Below are 15,729 nucleotides of genomic sequence, written 5' to 3'. Positions count from 1 at the left end.
GTTAAAAGCAATGAATGGGCGACTCACTTCATCTTTCGGTGGCCGATCTGGCGGCGCTGGCTTTCTTCCTGGTCGTCTGGGTTGCGCACACGCTCGCCTCGGACGGCAAGCTGGTCCGTCGCATGTCGCTGACCACGGCGATGAATGCCCAGCGCGAGGCCTGGATGCGCAATATGGCCGAGCGTGAAATCCGCATCGTTGACACCGCCATCATGGGCGGCCTGCAGCAAGGCACCGCCTTCTTCGCTTCTTCTTTGATCGCGCTCGGCGGCTGCTTTGCCCTGCTCGGCGCCTCTGACCGGGTGCTTGAGGTTCTGGCCGACCTGCCCTTCGGCGCGGCCTCGTCACGCGAAGCCTTCCAGACCAAGGTGTTCGGCCTGGTGCTTGTCCTGGCCTTCGCCTTCTTCAAATTCGGCTGGGCTTACCGCCTGTTCAACTATTGCTCGATCCTGATCGGCGCGGTGCCGACTCCGCATGGCCCGGCTTCGCGCAACCCGGTCAGCGAAACGGCGGTGTGGCGGGCGACGCGCATGAATGTGCTTGCCGGCAAGCACTTCAACTCCGGACTGCGCGCCGTCTTCTTCTCGATCGGCTATCTCGGCTGGTTCGTCGACCCGGTGGTCTTCGTGATATCGACGCTGGTGCTTCTGGCCGTGCTGGTGCGCCGCCAGTTCTTCTCGGCGGCGCGGCAAGCCGTGCTCGGTCAGCCGCCCGGCCCGGGAAAGAACTGATCGATCTTGCCGGACAGCCGGTAGGCGAAAAGCCCGATCCACTCGCGCACTGCGATGGTGGTTACCTGCATCGAATCGACCGGATTGTCGCGGTAGAGGCCGACGCCTTCCCTGCCCGAGGTGCGATAGTCGACCGGCCGCGGAACGGTCGCAAAACCCGCCTTGTCGAACAGCGCCTTGGCGCGCGGCATGTGGAAAGCCGAGGTTACCAGCAGCCAGGTCTCGCCCGGCTTCGGCTCGACCAGTTTTCGCGAGAACACCGCATTCTCGTAAGTGTTGCGGGATTTATCCTCTAGGATCAGGCGATCGGCGGAAACGCCTAAAGCGCCGAGCAGCCGCGGCGCCGTGTCGGCGTCGCCCTCGCCATCGAGAAAAAGCGAGCCATTGCCGCCCGATACGACGATCTTCGCTTGGGGAAAGCGCCTCGCAAGGATCGCTGTCTCCACCATGCGGTCGCCGCTGCTGTTCAGCTCGTAACCGCCGCGCGACAGATTGATGGCGCCCTCGAAGCCGCCGCCAAGCACGACGATGCCGTCGACCTTCTCGGGCAAGGACGGCTTGGGGAAGCGTTCTTCGAGCGGATTGAGCATCATCGCGCCGACCGACGTCCAGGCCGAAAGGACCAGGATCGCGATGCCGAGCACGCTGCCCGTCGCCGCCAGCCGCCGGCGCCCAAACAGCGCGGCCAAAAGGCCGGCGAACAGCAGGAAGATCGCCAGGTTAATCGGTTGGATGAAGAACCAGAGAATCTTGGAAAGATAGTAGAACATGCATCGCCCCTTGTCAGATGAGGGGCGACGCTACCACCACTTCTCCGGCTGGAACCTGCCCGCGGCCTGCTCGATGACGTTGGCCGTCTGGAACAGCGTTTCCTCGTCGAACGGGCGGCCGATCAGCTGCAGGCCGAGCGGCAGGCCCTTGCCGTCGAGGCCGGCCGGCACCGAAATGCCGGGAAGGCCGGCCATGTTCACCGTCACGGTGAAGATGTCATTGAGATACATCTTGACCGGATCGGAGGCCATGTCCTCGTCGGCGATGCCGAAGGCGGCCGACGGCGTCGCTGGCGTCAGGATCACATCGACGCCGGCGGCAAAGACGTTCTCGAAGTCGCGCTTGATCAGCGTGCGCACCTTCTGCGCCTGCAGGTAGTAGGCGTCGTAATAGCCCGCCGACAGCACATAGGTGCCGATCATGATGCGGCGCTTGACCTCGCGGCCGAAACCGGCGGCGCGGGTCTTCTCATACATGTCGACGATATCCTTGCCGGGCACTCGCAGGCCGTAGCGCACGCCGTCATAGCGGGCGAGGTTCGACGAAGCCTCGGCAGGAGCCACGATATAGTAGGCCGGCAAGGCATATTTGGTGTGCGGCAGGGAGATGTCGACGATTTCCGCGCCGGCGTCCTTCAGCCAGGCAATACCTTGCTGCCAGAGCGCCTCGATGTCTTCCGGCATGCCGTCGACACGATACTCCTTCGGAATGCCGACCTTCATGCCCTTGATCGGCTTGCCAATCGCCGCCTCATAGTCCGGCACCGGACGGTCGACCGAGGTCGTGTCCTTCGGGTCGACGGAGGCCATCGACTTCAGCAGGATCGCGGCGTCGCGCACATCGCGCGCGATCGGCCCAGCCTGGTCGAGCGAGGAAGCGAAGGCGACGATGCCCCAGCGGGAGCAGCGGCCGTAAGTCGGTTTGATGCCGACGGTGCCGGTCAAGGCGGCTGGCTGGCGGATCGAGCCACCGGTATCGGTGGCGGTGGCGCCGGCGCAAAGGAAGGCGGCCACCGACGAAGCCGACCCGCCCGACGAGCCGCCCGGTACCAGCTGGGCGTTGTCCAAGGTCCGCGCCGTCTTCGTGCCGCCGGCGGACACAAAGCCGCCATCGCCCTGATGCGTCGTCGGCATGACGACCGTATCGACGCGCGAGCGTCGCCACGGATTGATCACCGGGCCGTAATAGGAGGTCTCGTTGGACGAGCCCATGGCGAACTCGTCCATGTTGAGCTTGCCGAGCATGACGGCGCCGTCGGCCCACAGATTGCTGGTCACGGTCGACTCGTAGCGCGGCTTGAAGCCGTCCAGCACGTGACTGCAGGCCTGGGTGTGGATGCCTTCGGTGGCGAACAGATCCTTGATGCCGAGCGGAATGCCTTCCAGCGCGCCGCCCTCGCCCGTGGCCAACTTGGCATCGGAAGCCTTGGCCATGTCGCGCGCCTTGTCGGCGGTCACAGTCACATAGGCATTGAGCACCGGATTGGCGCGCTCGATCGCCGCGAGATAGGCCTCGGTGATCTCGGCCGCGGTGATCTCCTTGCCGCGCAGCTTGGCGCGGGCCTCGGAAATGGTGAGATGTGTGAGATCGCTCATCAAGCAAGGCTCTTTTCGTAAAACACCGACCACTCGGAATCGGGATAATCCAGCACCGGTCCGCAACGCGAGAATCCGGCGCGCTCATAGACGGTCCAGGCGGCGGGGTGCCGATCGCCGGTTTCAAGGACCAGGCGCTTCAGCCCTTCCTGCCGGGCAAGCGCCTCGACACGTGCGACAATCTCGGCGCCGATCTTGCGGCCGCGATGCGAAGGCCGCGTGTACATACGCTTGACCTCGCCGACCGTATCGTCATGGCGCTTGAGCGCGCCGCAGCCGACGGCAAGGCCGTTGTCGCGAGCGATGAACACCGTCGTATGCTCGTCGGCCATCTGCTCGACGGTGAGATGATAGCAGTGCTCGGGCGGCGTCAGTTCGAGCAGCGCGGCGTTGAGTTCGGCGACCAGCGCGCGCACGTCGTCCTGCAAAGGCGTCTCGACGGCGATCTCGACAGCCACGCTCTACTCCACCACCTTCGGAACGAGGAAGAAATTCTCGTCCGTCGCCGGCGCGTTGGCGACGATGTCGGCGGCCTTGTTGCCGTCGGTGACGGCATCCTGGCGCTTCTTCATCTCCATCGGCGTGACCGAGGTCATCGGCTCGACGCCCGAAACATCGACCTCGTTCAACTGCTCGACGAAGCCGAGGATGGCGTTCAATTCGCCGGTCATGCGCTCGGCGTCCTCCTCGCTCACCGCTATGCGGGCAAGGTGCGCGACGCGCTTCACGGTCTGAAGATCAACGGACATGTTCTATCGCCTCGGGAAAACCAGTTCGGGCTATAGCGGCGCGGCGCTCAGCGTGCAACATGGATCATGCCGGTTCGATCGCCACGCGGTCGCTCCCCGGGCGCTTACGCGGCAATGCCACGCCCTCGCAGTGATAATGGCTGCCATGGTTTGCCGGCCTGTCTGCAGCGCATCTTTTCCTGGCTTGGGAGCAGAGCTCTTGCGACGCAGAGAAATCTAGATCGTGATCGCCTTGCCGATGTCCGGCAGCGTCACGTTTACGCCCGAGCCTTCCATGCCGGCGACGAACTTGTCGGCGGTCTGGTCGATCATCGAGAAGGTGCCGAAATGGCAGGGAACGACCGTCTCGAAACCGAAGAAGCGGCGGCAGGCAAGGGCCGCCACGGCGCCGCCCATGGTGAAGCGGTCGCCGATCGGCACGATGCCGATCTTCGGTTCGTGCAATTCGTTGATCAGCCCCATGTCGGAGAAGATGTCGGTGTCGCCCATGTGGTAGAGCGTCTTGTCCTCGGGGAAGTGCAGGACAAGCCCGCCCGGATTGCCGAGATAGGTGTTCGTGCCGCCTTCGCCGCCGAAGGAGGACGAGTGCAGCGCCTGGACGAAGGTCGTGGTGAAAGGGCCGCAATCGACGGTGCCGCCGATATTGCCCGGATTGATCTTGTCGCCGCTGACGCCCTGGCCGACGAGGTACATGCAGATCTCGAAATTGGCGACCAGCATGGCGCCGCTTTTCTTCAGCACTTCGACCGCGCCGCTGACATGGTCGTTGTGGCCATGAGTCAGGAGAACATGGGTCACGCCTTCCGCCGGCCCTTCCCAGCCGCCCGTCCAGGACGGATTGCCGACCAGATAGGGGTCGATGAGAATGGTGGCGTCCTTGGTCTCGACGCGGAATGCCGAATGTCCGTACCAGGTCAGTTTCATGAACGCTTTCCTCGATTTCTCCGTTGCCGGAAGATAGAACGCTAGTCGCAAATTGAAAGTGGCGCCCTCCTTCTACACGTCAAAAGGATGTGACGCCTGGATGTCAGAGGAAGCCGTTGGGCATTATTTCAATCGAGGAACTGCCGCCGCGGCTTGCCGGCAGCAAGACGCTCGCCGGGCTCGATCTCGGCGACAAGACGATCGGCGTCGCGGTTTCCGACCGCGGGCTGTCCTTCGCCCATCCGCGCCCGGTGATCCTGCGCAAGAAATTTTCGCTGGATGCCGCCCAGCTTCTCGCTCAGCTCCAGAAGGACAATGTCGGCGCCGTCGTACTCGGCCTCCCGGTCAACATGGACGGCTCGGAAGGGCCCCGAGCACAAAAATCCCGCGCCTTCGTCCGCAACATGGCGCCGCTTTCCGACCTGCCCTTCGTGCTGTGGGACGAGCGGCTATCGACGGTTGCGGCCGAACGGACGCTGATCGAGATGGATTTCTCGCGCAAGAAGCGCGCCGGCAAGATCGATTCGGCGGCCGCCGCCTTTATTCTGCAGGGAGCGTTGGACCGGCTTCAGTCGCTCGGCCGAGCCGATCGGAACTGATATCGCCCTGCCGGCGCTGCCTGATCCATTCGCCGATGTTGTGCCGGCGGCGGAAGGCCCAAAGCCCTATGAGCAGGAAAAAGTCGAAAACGCAGGTCCGCGCCACCATGCCCGGAATGATCGCCGGATCGACGCCGAGCATCTGGCCGTAGAGCTGGAAAGCAAAATCGTGCACCTGTCGGCTCAGCATCGCATAGCCGAAATTCATGTCGTTGGCCGACAGGAAGAACCATCCCCAAAAGATGGCCATCGGAGCAGCCCAGAGCGTGAATATCGTGCGCATCAGCGCCTGCCTCCAGGCTTGTTTTCCGGGCGGCCGGATATGCGGGAAAGAAGCGAGCTGTGCGCGGCTCCCATCGCCATGCGCGAGGCGGCGCGGATATCACCCTCGGGCAAGTGCATTGCTGCAAAGCTGGAGCGGCGTTCAGCCAGCACGGCGATGTAGGAGGCAAGCAGTGCCGTCATCTGGATGGCGACGATCATGAACAGGCCATCTATGCCTTGAACCACGCCGCCGATGAGGATCAGCGAAAGCAGGAAAGATGCCGAGATGAAGGCGATCCGGGCCACGCTCTCGCCCGCGTCCGGCCTTGCCGCCGCGTTCAGCAGCGTTTCGACGAAGGCCCAGCAGAACAACACCGCGACGATCAACAACGCGATCGAAAGCGGCGCGACCACGGCCGCATTTTCAAACTGCGGAAACCGGTTGCCCCGGACGGAAAGGCCGAGCACGCCGAGAGCCGTCGCTATGCCGCGGCTGCCGTCCATGCAGACATAGGCAAGCAGGGCGAAAACCACCGCCCAATGCAAGGCCAGAACTGAGCTCAACACGTGCCGCATACGTTTCCCGCTGGCGGAGTTCGGGGAGGTCATGGTTAACCCTTCCCTACTCCAGCAAAGCGGAGAGTGGGCTTTGCATCGGCTCGCTGCAACGGAAACCATTTGTTAAGGTTAACAGCTGTCCACAGATCGGCAATCTGCCTTTAATGCATGTCGCCCAGAAGTGCGCAGCGGTTCTGGGATAACGACATTCATCACAACAACGACTTAGGCGCGTCGCCCGAATCCGTTTCGGCGCGATGCGCTCTACGGTATGATGCCGAAAAAGTGTGAAGCGGTTTTCGGATGACGTGATGCTCAATCTCTTGGTTTAGAGATTTAGAGGCGGATCAGGTCACCGGTGGATAGAGCGTGTCGATGATCATGCGCGCGTCGTGGCGCGAATCGAGCATGCCGTAGGTGGTGCGCCACTGGCCGCCGAGCCGCGTTTCGACGAAAGCATCGGCGATCCGCCCTGCCCCCAGCCTGCGCAGCTCCGCCGCCGCGGCCGAAAGCGCCAGCTGTTCGGTGAGCAGGCGCGCCGAGCCCTGGTCGGTCGCGGCGACCTGCATGGCGGCCTTCAGCACGCCGATGGTGCCGCGCCCGCCGGTGCCTAGATCGCGGTCGATGCCGGTCAGCACCTCCTCGAACAGGCCGGGCGCGCGGCCGAGCACGCGCAGCACGTCGAGCGCCATGACATTGCCAGAGCCCTCCCAGATCGCGTTGACCGGCGCCTCTCGGTAATAGCGGGCAAGCGGCGCTTCCTCGACATAGCCGTTGCCGCCAAGGCATTCCATCGCCTCGTAAAGCAGCTGCGGCGCGATCTTGCAGACCCAGTATTTGACGACTGGCGTCATGGCTCGGGCAAAGGCCGCCTCGCCGCGATCGCTTGCCGCCTCGTCGAAAGAGCGCGCCAGCCGGAACGACAGCGCCGTGGCCGCGGCGACGTCGAGCGCCATGTCGGCCAGAACCCGCTGCATCAGCGGCTGGTCAATCAGGTTGGAGCCGAACACCTGGCGATGGCGCGTGTGATGAACAGCCTCAGCGAGGCCCGCCCGCATCAGCGCCGACGAAGCGACCGCGCAGTCGAGCCTGGTCAGCGTCACCATGTCCATGATCGTCTTCACGCCTGCGCCCGGGTCGCCGACCATCTCGCCGATCGCGTTGACAAACTCCACCTCCGACGAGGCGTTCGAGCGGTTGCCAAGCTTGTCCTTCAGCCGCTGGAAACGGAACCCGTTGCCGGAGCCGTCGCCCAGGATGCGCGGCACGAGAAAGCAGGACAGCCCCTCCGGCACCTGGCCGAGCACCAGGAAGGCATCCGACATCGGCGCCGACATGAACCACTTGTGGCCGGTCAACCGGTAAAAACCACTGCCGGTGCGCTCCGCCCTGGTGGTGTTGGCGCGCACATCGGTGCCGCCCTGCTTCTCGGTCATGCCCATGCCGAGCGTCAGCCCGGTCTTTTGCACCGGCGGCTTCTGCGCCTGGTCGTATTTGCGCGTCGTCACGCGCGGCGCCCATTCGCGGAAAAGCTTCGGGCTTGCCATCAAGGCCGCCAGCGAAGCGCTGGTCATGGTAATGGGGCAAAGATGCCCCGTCTCGAGCTCAGCGGTCAGGTAGAAGCGTGCCGCCCTCACCTGATGGCGGCGGCCAATCTCGGCATCGCCGTTTTCCCATACCGAAGAATGCAGGCCGCCGGCGATCGCGCGGCGCATCAAGGCATGATAGGCCGGATGATATTCGATCAGGTCGAGGCGACGGCCCTGGCGGTCATGGGTGCGCAATTTCGGCGTGTCGGTGTTGGCAAGCCGGGCAAGCTCCTGCGCTTCCTGCGTCATCACGAACCGGCCAAGCCCGTCGAGATCCTTGCGCACGGGATCGGAAAAACGCTCGGCTAGCTGGATGAGCAACGGATCGCCCCGCCATGCATTGCCGCCTGCCAATGGCGGCGGCTGGTTGATCACCTCGTCGGTCACGCCCAATCCTTCAGTTGCCCAATCCTTCAGTTGGCCGAGAGGTTCTTACCATTTCCAAGCCCGCGGTCGCGAATCCGAAGCCACTGGGCCTTATAGCCCAAGCCACGGAAGGCGCGCGACGAAAATACCGGGGAGAACGCCCGCAATCCAAAGCTGGCGCTTGCGGCAGGCCGGACCGCACCCTATAGCAGCGCCTTGAGATGACCGACGCTTCGTCCCTGCCGCTCTTCCCTCACCGCCATCTTCTGGGCATCCGCGATCTTTCCCCCGCCGATATCGAGCTGTTGCTCGATCGGGCCGACCAGGCCGTGGCAATCTCGCGGCAATCGGAAAAGAAGACCTCGACGCTGCGCGGCCGCACCCAAATCAACCTGTTCTACGAGGCATCGACTCGCACGCAGTCGTCCTTCGAGCTCGCCGGCAAGCGTCTCGGAGCCGACGTCATGAACATGTCGGTGGCAAGCTCCTCGGTGAAGAAGGGCGAGACGCTGATCGATACGGCCATGACCCTCAACGCCATGCGCCCAGACATCCTGATCATCCGCCACCAATCAGCGGGCGCGGCTGCCCTGCTCGCCCAGAAGGTCGGCTGCTCGGTGGTCAATGCCGGCGACGGCGCGCACGAGCACCCGACGCAGGCGCTGCTCGACGCGCTGACCATCCGCCGCGCCAAGGGGCCGCTGTCGAAGCTGATCGTGGCGATCTGCGGCGACATCCTGCATTCGCGCGTCGCCCGCTCCAACATCATGCTTCTGAACGCGCTTGGCGCGCAGGTGCGCGTCGTCGCGCCCTCGACATTGCTGCCGTCCGGCATCGACAGGATGGGCGTGATCGTGTCGCGCTCGATGGCCGAGGGGCTGAAGGACGCCGACGTGGTCATGATGCTGCGCCTGCAGCGCGAGCGCATGGAAGGCGCTTTCGTGCCGTCGGTCCGCGAATATTTCCGCTATTTCGGCCTTGATGCCGAGAAGCTGAAAGCTGCCAAGGACGATGCGCTGGTCATGCATCCCGGCCCGATGAACCGCGGCGTCGAGATCGCCTCCGAGATCGCCGACGGACCGCAAAGCGTCATCCAGGAACAGGTGGAGATGGGGGTCGCCGTGCGCATGGCGGTGATGGAAGCCCTGCTTGATCCGCGCCGCAACCATGAGGGGCGCGGCGCATGAGCATGACCGTCTTCAGCAAGGCGCACATTGTCGACCCCTCGCGCGGCGTGGACGAGATCGGCAGCGTCATCGTCGACGGCCGCAGAATCGTCGCTGCCGGGAAAGCCGCGTTGAACCAGGGCGTGCCGGAAGGCGCCGCCGTCGTCGACTGCGCCGGCAAGACGATCATTCCAGGCCTTGTCGACGCGCGCGTCTTCATCGGCGAACCAGGCGGCGAGCATCGCGAAACCATCGCTTCGGCAAGCGTCGCCGCGGCGGCGGGCGGCGTCACCTCCATCGTCATGATGCCGGACACCGATCCGGTGATCGACAATGTCGCGCTGGTCGAATTCGTGCTGCGCACGGCACGCGACACCGCTAGCGTCAACATCTTCCCGTCGGCAGCGATCACCAAGGGCCTCGAAGGCCGCGAGATGACCGAGTTCGGCCTGCTGCGCGAGGCCGGCGCCGTCGCCTACACCGACGGCCGCCACACGATCGCCAATGCGCTGGTGATGCGCCGGGCGCTGACCTATGCGCGCGATTTCGGCGGCGTCATCGCGCACGAAACGCAAGATGCCAATCTCGCCTCGTCCGGCGTGATGAACGAAGGGCTCTATGCGAGCTGGCTCGGCCTGTCCGGCATTCCGCGCGAGGCGGAGCTGATCCCGCTCGAACGCGACCTGGCGCTGGCCCGGCTGACCGGCGGCGCCTATCACGCGGCAAAAATCTCGTCGGCGATGGCGGCCGGCGCGGTGAACCGGGCAAAGACCGATGGCGCCAACGTCACGGCCGGCGTCGCCATCCACAATCTGTCGCTCAACGAGAACGACGTCGGCGAATACCGCACCTTCTTCCGGCTGACTCCGCCCTTGCGCGCCGAGGACGACCGGCTGGCGATGATCGAGGCGATCAAGGACGGCACGATCGACATCGTCGTCTCCTCGCACGATCCGCAGGACGTCGACACCAAGCGCCTGCCCTTCGCCGACGCCGCTGCCGGCGCCATCGGGCTGGAGACGTTGCTGGGCGCGGCGCTTCGGCTTTACCACAATGGCGACGTGCCGCTGTTGAGGCTGATCGAGACGCTGTCCACGGCGCCGGCCAGACTGTTCGGCCTGCCGGGCGGCACGCTGAAGCCGGGGGCGCCGGCCGATCTCGCGGTCGTCGATCTGGACGAGCCGTGGATCGTCAGCGAAAGCGGTCTGCGCTCGCGCTCGAAGAACACCTGTTTCGAGGGCGCGCGTCTGCAGGGCACGGTCCTGCAAACGGTGGTGGCGGGCCGCACGGTGTTTTCCGCATAAGCCACCGCATCGCTTAAGCCCTGCTCAGCCTGCCCGGCATAGACTTGCTTGGCGAACCCTCCCGACTCTACCATTATGATAAATTCACGCCCAAGCAGGGCCAGCACTTGCAAACTATGGTTGCATCGCGCACAGTGTATCAATCATAGGAAGAGCAACCGGGCGGCAGGAAATATGGGGGAAACAATGGGTTACGTGATCGCGCTCGTCTTCGGCTATCTGCTCGGCTCGATCCCGTTCGGGCTCCTGATCACCCGTGCGGCCGGGCTCGGCGACGTGCGCCAGATCGGCTCCGGCAACATCGGCGCGACCAATGTGCTGAGGACGGGTAACAAGGGCCTTGCTGCCGCCACTCTGCTGCTCGATGCGCTGAAAGGCACTGCCGCGGTGCTGATCGCCGGACATTTTTCGCCGGACTTCGGACTGTTGGCCGGTTTCGGTGCCTTTCTCGGCCACCTCTTCCCGGTCTGGCTCGGCTTCAAGGGCGGCAAGGGTGTCGCCACCTATCTGGGCGTGCTGCTTGGCCTTGCCTGGCAAGGCATGCTTGTCTTCGCCGTCGTCTGGCTCGCGATGGCCTTCCTGTTCCGCTATTCCTCGTTGGCGGCATTGGCGGCCGCGGTGGTCGTGCCGGTCGCGCTCTATGTCACAAACACGCCGCAGATCGCGGGCCTGTTCGCGCTGATGAGCCTGATCGTCATCGTCAAGCATCGAGCAAACATCTCGCGGCTGCTCGCCGGGACCGAGGGCAAGATCGGGGCGAAGGGATGAGCGCCCTGGCTGCCGGCCCGCGTCTCAGCGATCGGCAGCGGCTTGCCTGGCTTCGCCTGATCCGCACGCCCAATGTCGGCCCGACCTCGTTTCGCGAGCTGATCAACCGCTTCGGCTCGGCCGAAGCCGCGCTTGAAATGCTGCCGGAGCTGATGATCTCCGGCGGCGCCAATCGCATCGTCCGCATCCCCTCCGTCGCCGAGGCCGAAGCCGAGCTGGAGGCCGCGCGGCGCGCCGGCGCCCGCTTCGTCGGCATCGGCGAGGCCGATTATCCGCCCCTACTGAAGACTCTCGACAACCCGCCGCCGTTGCTGGCGGTAAAAGGCGAAGGCGCGGTCTTCCGCTTGCCGGCGGTGGCGATTGTCGGCGCTCGCAATGCCTCGCTGGCCGGCATCAAGATGGCGCGCATGCTGGCGGCCGATCTCGGCCGAGACGGCTACGCCATCGTTTCCGGCCTGGCGCGCGGCATCGATACGGCCGCGCACAAAGGCAGCGTTTCGACCGGCACAGTCGGCGTGCTGGCCGGCGGGCTCGATGTACCCTACCCGCCCGAGAATGCCGGCCTTTGCGATGAGATCGCCGATCGAGGCGGCGCCATCGTTTCCGAGATGCCCTTCGGCTGGCAGCCGCGCGCCCAGGATTTCCCACGTCGCAACCGCCTGGTGGCCGGCATGGCGCTTGGACTGGTGGTGGTCGAGGCGGCGCAGCGCTCCGGCTCGCTGATCAGCGCGCGCCTGGCCAATGAAATGGGCCGGCTGGTCTTCGCCGTGCCGGGCTCGCCGCTCGATCCGCGCGCCGCCGGCTGCAACGCGCTGCTCAAGGACGGCGTCACGCTGGTCACCGAAGCCGCCGACGTGCTTGGCGCGCTGGCGCCGCTTGCCGGTGCCCGGCTTCCAAGAACCCTCCCGCTTGCCGAAGCGCCCGACATGTCGGCCATGCCGCCGCCCGGCGAAAACGACCGCGCCGATGTGCTGGAAGCGCTCGGGCCCACGCCGATCGCGGTGGACGACATTATCCGCCACACCGGCATGAGTGCAGCGCAGATATCGATGGTGCTGCTTGAACTCGACCTCGCGGGACGACTTGAGCGTCACGCCGGCGGGAATGTGTCGCTGATCGCGTGACCGGCGGCCTTCAGTGCCGGGTTTGGATCCTCCTACCGGAACAAATATTTCGACACTTCCGGATTGCCGCGGCGCCACATCACATTGTCGAGGAAATAGTGGTGCACGTTGATGAAGATCAGCACGATGAAGAAGAACAGCGACGAACCGAGCACCTGCTTGTCGTAGGGAACCAGGGCGGTCAGCACGAAGGGGATCAGCCAGAAGCCGAGATAGCCGAGGGCGCCGCCCCCGATGATGAATCCCAGCACCCGCAGCCTGTAGCGGGGCCCGAGCACGGATAATATCTTCGGCTCCGGATCCCGCGCGGCATCCGAGACGTCACGCTCGACATTGGTTTGATAGCGCCACACCACGGCCAGATATTGCAGCGAGTGCAGCGCCGGCACCACGAGCAGCCAGAGCGGGTTAATCCTGGCGATCAGGATCCAGAGATAGAGCGAGGCGACATAGGCCACGATGCCGTTGTAAGGCAGTCCGCCGCCATTCCTTCGCCAGCGGCTGACCAGCATGAAAAGCGTGGCCGCCGTCGATCCAACGGCCGCCAGCACGGCAATGTCGGTGATCCATGACGGCGCCGCGAAGGTGTAATATTGAAGGCCGTAATATTGCCCCTGCGTCACGGCCGTATTCGTCTGCAGCCAGGCCAGGATCCACACCGCATAGCTGTTGACGAGCAGCACCTTCTTGTCCCGGTCGTCGAAGAATTTGCGCTTCAGGACGGCGTCGACCATCAGCATGCCGTAGCCTTGCTTGACGTAGTGCCAGCCGACGAAGAAGAACATTGCGTTGGCCGCAAAGCCGAGCAGCCGCGTGTTCGACGTCGCCGCGCCATAGGCAAAGAACAGGGTCATGACCACTGGCACGATGACGCCGGCGAAAATGTAGCGGAGCTGCAGGCTTCTGTCGTAGCCCTCGCCACGCGCCTTGCGGCCGAAATTGCGGTAGAAAATCTGGTAGGAGTGGGCGAAATGCGGATAGTTCACCAGATAGGCCACGACGACCATCGTCGCGGCCAATGAGCCTTCATACTCGCGCGGCACCAGGAACAGCAGTGGCAGGATCAGAAACGCGCTGCCGCCGAGCATCAGGAAATCGGCGACCGGGCCGAAAAGATATCTGCCCGGCGGCGTCGCCGCCTTGGGCGCCTGTGAATCTACCGAAAGGTCAAGTGCCATCCTGGAGCCTCCCTCGGAGGCGCCGAGTTTAACCACGACCCCATCCAGGGACAAGGCAACGCGGCAGGATCTCTCTTGCCTTCGGGCAAGTCACCCCGTTACGCTGAGGCGTTCGAAGCGATCTTCATCAGCCGCTTTCTGGCCTCCGCCACTCGCTTCTTCTCCGACCTTATGCGGTCGCACAGCGCGAGATTGATCCCGACGCCACATTCTTCATCCAGCATTTCTTTTGCATGATTGAGCGAAGTTTCTGCGCGCTTGACGCGCAGCCTGGCCCTGGCCAGTTCCAAGTTCAGTACGTCCACTGTATCCGCATCCCAGATTGCGGTCCCTTCAATGGGGTAATAGTTGCGCGTGGCTTTCGTTCCGATTGCCAGGGTCTCGCCCCGGCGCCGGCGAGTCCTTCACCGGCGATGTTTGGTCGGCCGCCAGGTGCCTGCTAAGCGGCACGGTGATATGGGCCGCAGCAAACGCTCCGATTTGCGAGCCCTCCGGTTTTGTGATTGAAATTCTGTGCTTGGGAGGGCGGAGCCAAATGGGCCTTTTTGACTGCCTCTTCGGCGGCGCAGCGAAAACTCGCATGGGGCGCCCACTACTATCGGACATTGCTGTCCCGATCGCTGGCGATGACGGCACGCCCGCTACCAAAAACCAAATAGATGCGATTGAACGCCTAGTCTGTGGACCGCCACTTGGAATCTCACTTATCAGCAGGCGTCGGTAATAATGTCAGCGCGATCCTACTCTAAGTTTATCATGGATGACGCCTTGTCTAAACCTGGGATCCGTCACCCAAGACGGCCGGTCTATCTCGCATTACAGGCCGATTTGATCGCGTACATAGTCCGCGACCCGGCAGCTCGGGCATTCGTATGCAAGGGGAGCGATAAGAATTTCGAAAGCGGGAATGAAAGACCCCCGCCCAAAAATGCCCATTGGCAACAAGCAATGGCGTTTATTACGCCGGTCATAGCCAAGTTGTAGTCAGCCCGAAGCTGTGTAAACGCTGACCGGTCAGGGTTTCAGGCCGGCGAACTTCATCGCGGCTTCTGTGAGAACGTCCGTTAAGACTTCTGAGCCAATTTTCCAAGCTCCACTCGCTGCCTTCGGACCATTCTTTTTGATCCAAGCCAGCGCCTTGCTTCCAAGTGGGTTGTCTATAGCCTTGGGCGGCTCAGCGGCGACAATCTCAGTGAATTCCTTGGCCGCCTCTTCTGGCAACCCTGCCTTTATCAGAGCAGTCCTCATTGAGCCTATGTCGCCCGCCGTGATTGACAAAGTTATTTGAGCGCCATCCGTTGCAGTGATGTGAGTGACGTTGCCGAGGATGGTTTGATTGAAGATTTGTGTTACCGCTGCCTCGCTTGCTGCTTCTTGCGGTATCGGCTTCGTCAACGTGACCGCCGCAGCCTCTGGCACTTGCTTCTCAAGTTCGATTGTGAGCTCTAGCACGCGGCTGCGTACTGCCTGCTTGATCTCTTTCATGGCGACCGGGGAGATACGCCCCGAAACCGAATTGCAGGCCCAACCAGGATACAGGTTGCCCTGGAGCAGCAAAATAAGGTTCGAGGCGTTGATGCCAAGCGTTTCGGATTTTGCAAGCTGCTCAACGCCAGCGATACTTTCTCGGACTTTGTAAGACGTCCAACTCTCTCCGGCAAATTGCTCAATTAGATGCGGCGGAATCGGGGCGTCTTGGATCATTCTTCCAAACGGCCCTGACCAAGTTCCCCTGTAGGTCACCCCAACGATTCGATACTCCGGGACGTCCACTTCAGGCGGATACCCGGAGGTTTCATATTTTACCCAATCCTCAAGCGGCTCGCTTCCAAGGCGAGACGCCAAGAACCGCAGCTTCAATAGTATGGTGCTCAGGTCCGCTTCGTCGCTCAGCACCGCCGCCTGTATCTCATGAAGAACGCTAATGGCAGAAATCCCCCGAATAGCCCGATGCGACATATAGGGATGGTCATCGCACGCCTACAACTGTCCGGTGACAAACTTGCGGACTCATTGGGCAGGCAGAATTTTGTTACCCAACCC

At 63.3% G+C, this 15,729-nt stretch carries 17 protein-coding genes; 6 read left to right on the top strand and 11 right to left on the bottom strand.

Annotated elements, in window-relative coordinates; translation table 11 throughout:
* The first annotated feature begins 14 nt into the window (after positions 1 to 14).
* The gene (locus LB529_RS05545) at positions 15 to 731 is read left to right on the top strand and encodes a DUF599 domain-containing protein (protein ID WP_224710482.1); all 717 of its coding nucleotides are present in this window, start codon (positions 15 to 17) and stop codon (positions 729 to 731) included.
* Here LB529_RS05545 and LB529_RS05540 read toward each other — a convergent pair.
* The 5 genes from LB529_RS05540 to LB529_RS05520 all read right to left on the bottom strand — a co-directional run bounded on the left by LB529_RS05540 (position 704) and on the right by LB529_RS05520 (position 4,770).
* Positions 704 to 1,501 (bottom strand): YdcF family protein, encoded by a 798-nt coding sequence (locus LB529_RS05540; RefSeq protein WP_224710481.1) that lies wholly within the window; start codon positions 1,499 to 1,501, stop codon positions 704 to 706. The genes LB529_RS05545 and LB529_RS05540 overlap by 28 nt on opposite strands.
* Before the next feature lie 30 nt (positions 1,502 to 1,531).
* Positions 1,532 to 3,097 carry an amidase gene (locus tag LB529_RS05535; protein WP_224710480.1) on the bottom strand — a complete coding sequence of 522 codons (1,566 nt, stop codon included), beginning with the start codon at positions 3,095 to 3,097 and terminating at the stop codon, positions 1,532 to 1,534.
* Positions 3,097 to 3,555 (bottom strand): GNAT family N-acetyltransferase, encoded by a 459-nt coding sequence (locus tag LB529_RS05530; protein WP_224710479.1) that lies wholly within the window; start codon positions 3,553 to 3,555, stop codon positions 3,097 to 3,099. Before LB529_RS05530 ends, LB529_RS05535 begins: the two co-directional genes overlap by 1 nt.
* 3 nt (positions 3,556 to 3,558) lie before the next feature.
* Entirely contained in the window at positions 3,559 to 3,846 is a 288-nt protein-coding gene (gene gatC / locus LB529_RS05525; RefSeq protein ID WP_095765337.1) for an Asp-tRNA(Asn)/Glu-tRNA(Gln) amidotransferase subunit GatC, read from the bottom strand.
* A 216-nt stretch (positions 3,847 to 4,062) separates the two neighbouring features.
* Positions 4,063 to 4,770, bottom strand: a complete 708-nt coding sequence (locus LB529_RS05520) for a metal-dependent hydrolase (protein ID WP_224710478.1) — start codon at positions 4,768 to 4,770, stop codon at positions 4,063 to 4,065.
* 116 nt (positions 4,771 to 4,886) lie between these two features.
* On the opposite strand from LB529_RS05520, the gene ruvX reads away from it, so the two are divergent.
* On the top strand, positions 4,887 to 5,369 hold the full coding sequence (gene ruvX / locus LB529_RS05515) for a Holliday junction resolvase RuvX (RefSeq protein ID WP_224710477.1): 483 nt from the start codon (positions 4,887 to 4,889) through the stop codon (positions 5,367 to 5,369).
* Here ruvX and LB529_RS05510 read toward each other — a convergent pair.
* From LB529_RS05510 to LB529_RS05500, 3 genes are all read right to left on the bottom strand, one after another.
* Complete coding sequence (locus tag LB529_RS05510; RefSeq protein ID WP_224710476.1) at positions 5,311 to 5,652, bottom strand: DUF6105 family protein; 342 nt, start codon at positions 5,650 to 5,652, stop codon at positions 5,311 to 5,313. The two genes, ruvX and LB529_RS05510, sit on opposite strands and share 59 nt — an antisense overlap.
* Entirely contained in the window at positions 5,652 to 6,209 is a 558-nt protein-coding gene (locus LB529_RS05505; protein ID WP_224710595.1) for a hypothetical protein, read from the bottom strand. Before LB529_RS05505 ends, LB529_RS05510 begins: the two co-directional genes overlap by 1 nt.
* Before the next feature lie 329 nt (positions 6,210 to 6,538).
* The gene (locus LB529_RS05500) at positions 6,539 to 8,167 is read right to left on the bottom strand and encodes a DNA alkylation response protein (protein ID WP_224632012.1); all 1,629 of its coding nucleotides are present in this window, start codon (positions 8,165 to 8,167) and stop codon (positions 6,539 to 6,541) included.
* A 200-nt stretch (positions 8,168 to 8,367) separates the two neighbouring features.
* Between LB529_RS05500 and LB529_RS05495 the strand changes: the two genes are divergently transcribed.
* From LB529_RS05495 to dprA, 4 genes are all read left to right on the top strand, one after another.
* Positions 8,368 to 9,333, top strand: coding sequence for an aspartate carbamoyltransferase catalytic subunit (locus LB529_RS05495; RefSeq protein WP_140545769.1), 966 nt, complete (start codon positions 8,368 to 8,370; stop codon positions 9,331 to 9,333).
* Positions 9,330 to 10,616 carry a dihydroorotase gene (locus LB529_RS05490; protein WP_224710475.1) on the top strand — a complete coding sequence of 429 codons (1,287 nt, stop codon included), beginning with the start codon at positions 9,330 to 9,332 and terminating at the stop codon, positions 10,614 to 10,616. Before LB529_RS05495 ends, LB529_RS05490 begins: the two co-directional genes overlap by 4 nt.
* Positions 10,617 to 10,802: 186 nt before the next feature.
* The gene (plsY, locus tag LB529_RS05485) at positions 10,803 to 11,384 is read left to right on the top strand and encodes a glycerol-3-phosphate 1-O-acyltransferase PlsY (RefSeq protein ID WP_224710474.1); all 582 of its coding nucleotides are present in this window, start codon (positions 10,803 to 10,805) and stop codon (positions 11,382 to 11,384) included.
* The gene (dprA, locus tag LB529_RS05480) at positions 11,381 to 12,508 is read left to right on the top strand and encodes a DNA-processing protein DprA (protein ID WP_224710473.1); all 1,128 of its coding nucleotides are present in this window, start codon (positions 11,381 to 11,383) and stop codon (positions 12,506 to 12,508) included. The genes plsY and dprA overlap by 4 nt, the downstream gene beginning before the upstream one ends.
* Before the next feature lie 32 nt (positions 12,509 to 12,540).
* Here the strand turns inward: dprA and LB529_RS05475 are convergent, their stop codons facing one another.
* The 3 genes from LB529_RS05475 to LB529_RS05465 form a co-directional block, all read right to left on the bottom strand.
* The gene (locus LB529_RS05475; RefSeq protein WP_224710472.1) at positions 12,541 to 13,686 is read right to left on the bottom strand and encodes a hypothetical protein; all 1,146 of its coding nucleotides are present in this window, start codon (positions 13,684 to 13,686) and stop codon (positions 12,541 to 12,543) included.
* Between the two features lie 98 nt (positions 13,687 to 13,784).
* On the bottom strand, positions 13,785 to 13,991 hold the full coding sequence (locus LB529_RS05470; RefSeq protein WP_224528907.1) for a hypothetical protein: 207 nt from the start codon (positions 13,989 to 13,991) through the stop codon (positions 13,785 to 13,787).
* A gap of 709 nt (positions 13,992 to 14,700) precedes the next feature.
* Positions 14,701 to 15,645: a hypothetical protein gene (locus tag LB529_RS05465; protein ID WP_224710471.1), complete on the bottom strand. Its 945-nt coding sequence runs from the start codon at positions 15,643 to 15,645 to the stop codon at positions 14,701 to 14,703.
* Positions 15,646 to 15,729 lie beyond the last annotated feature (84 nt).

The organism is Mesorhizobium sp. CA5, from assembly GCF_020165105.1.
Taxonomy (GTDB): Bacteria; Pseudomonadota; Alphaproteobacteria; order Rhizobiales; family Rhizobiaceae; genus Mesorhizobium.
The sequence above is the reverse complement of the archived record's forward strand: the minus strand, read 5'-3'. Positions and strand labels throughout refer to the sequence as shown.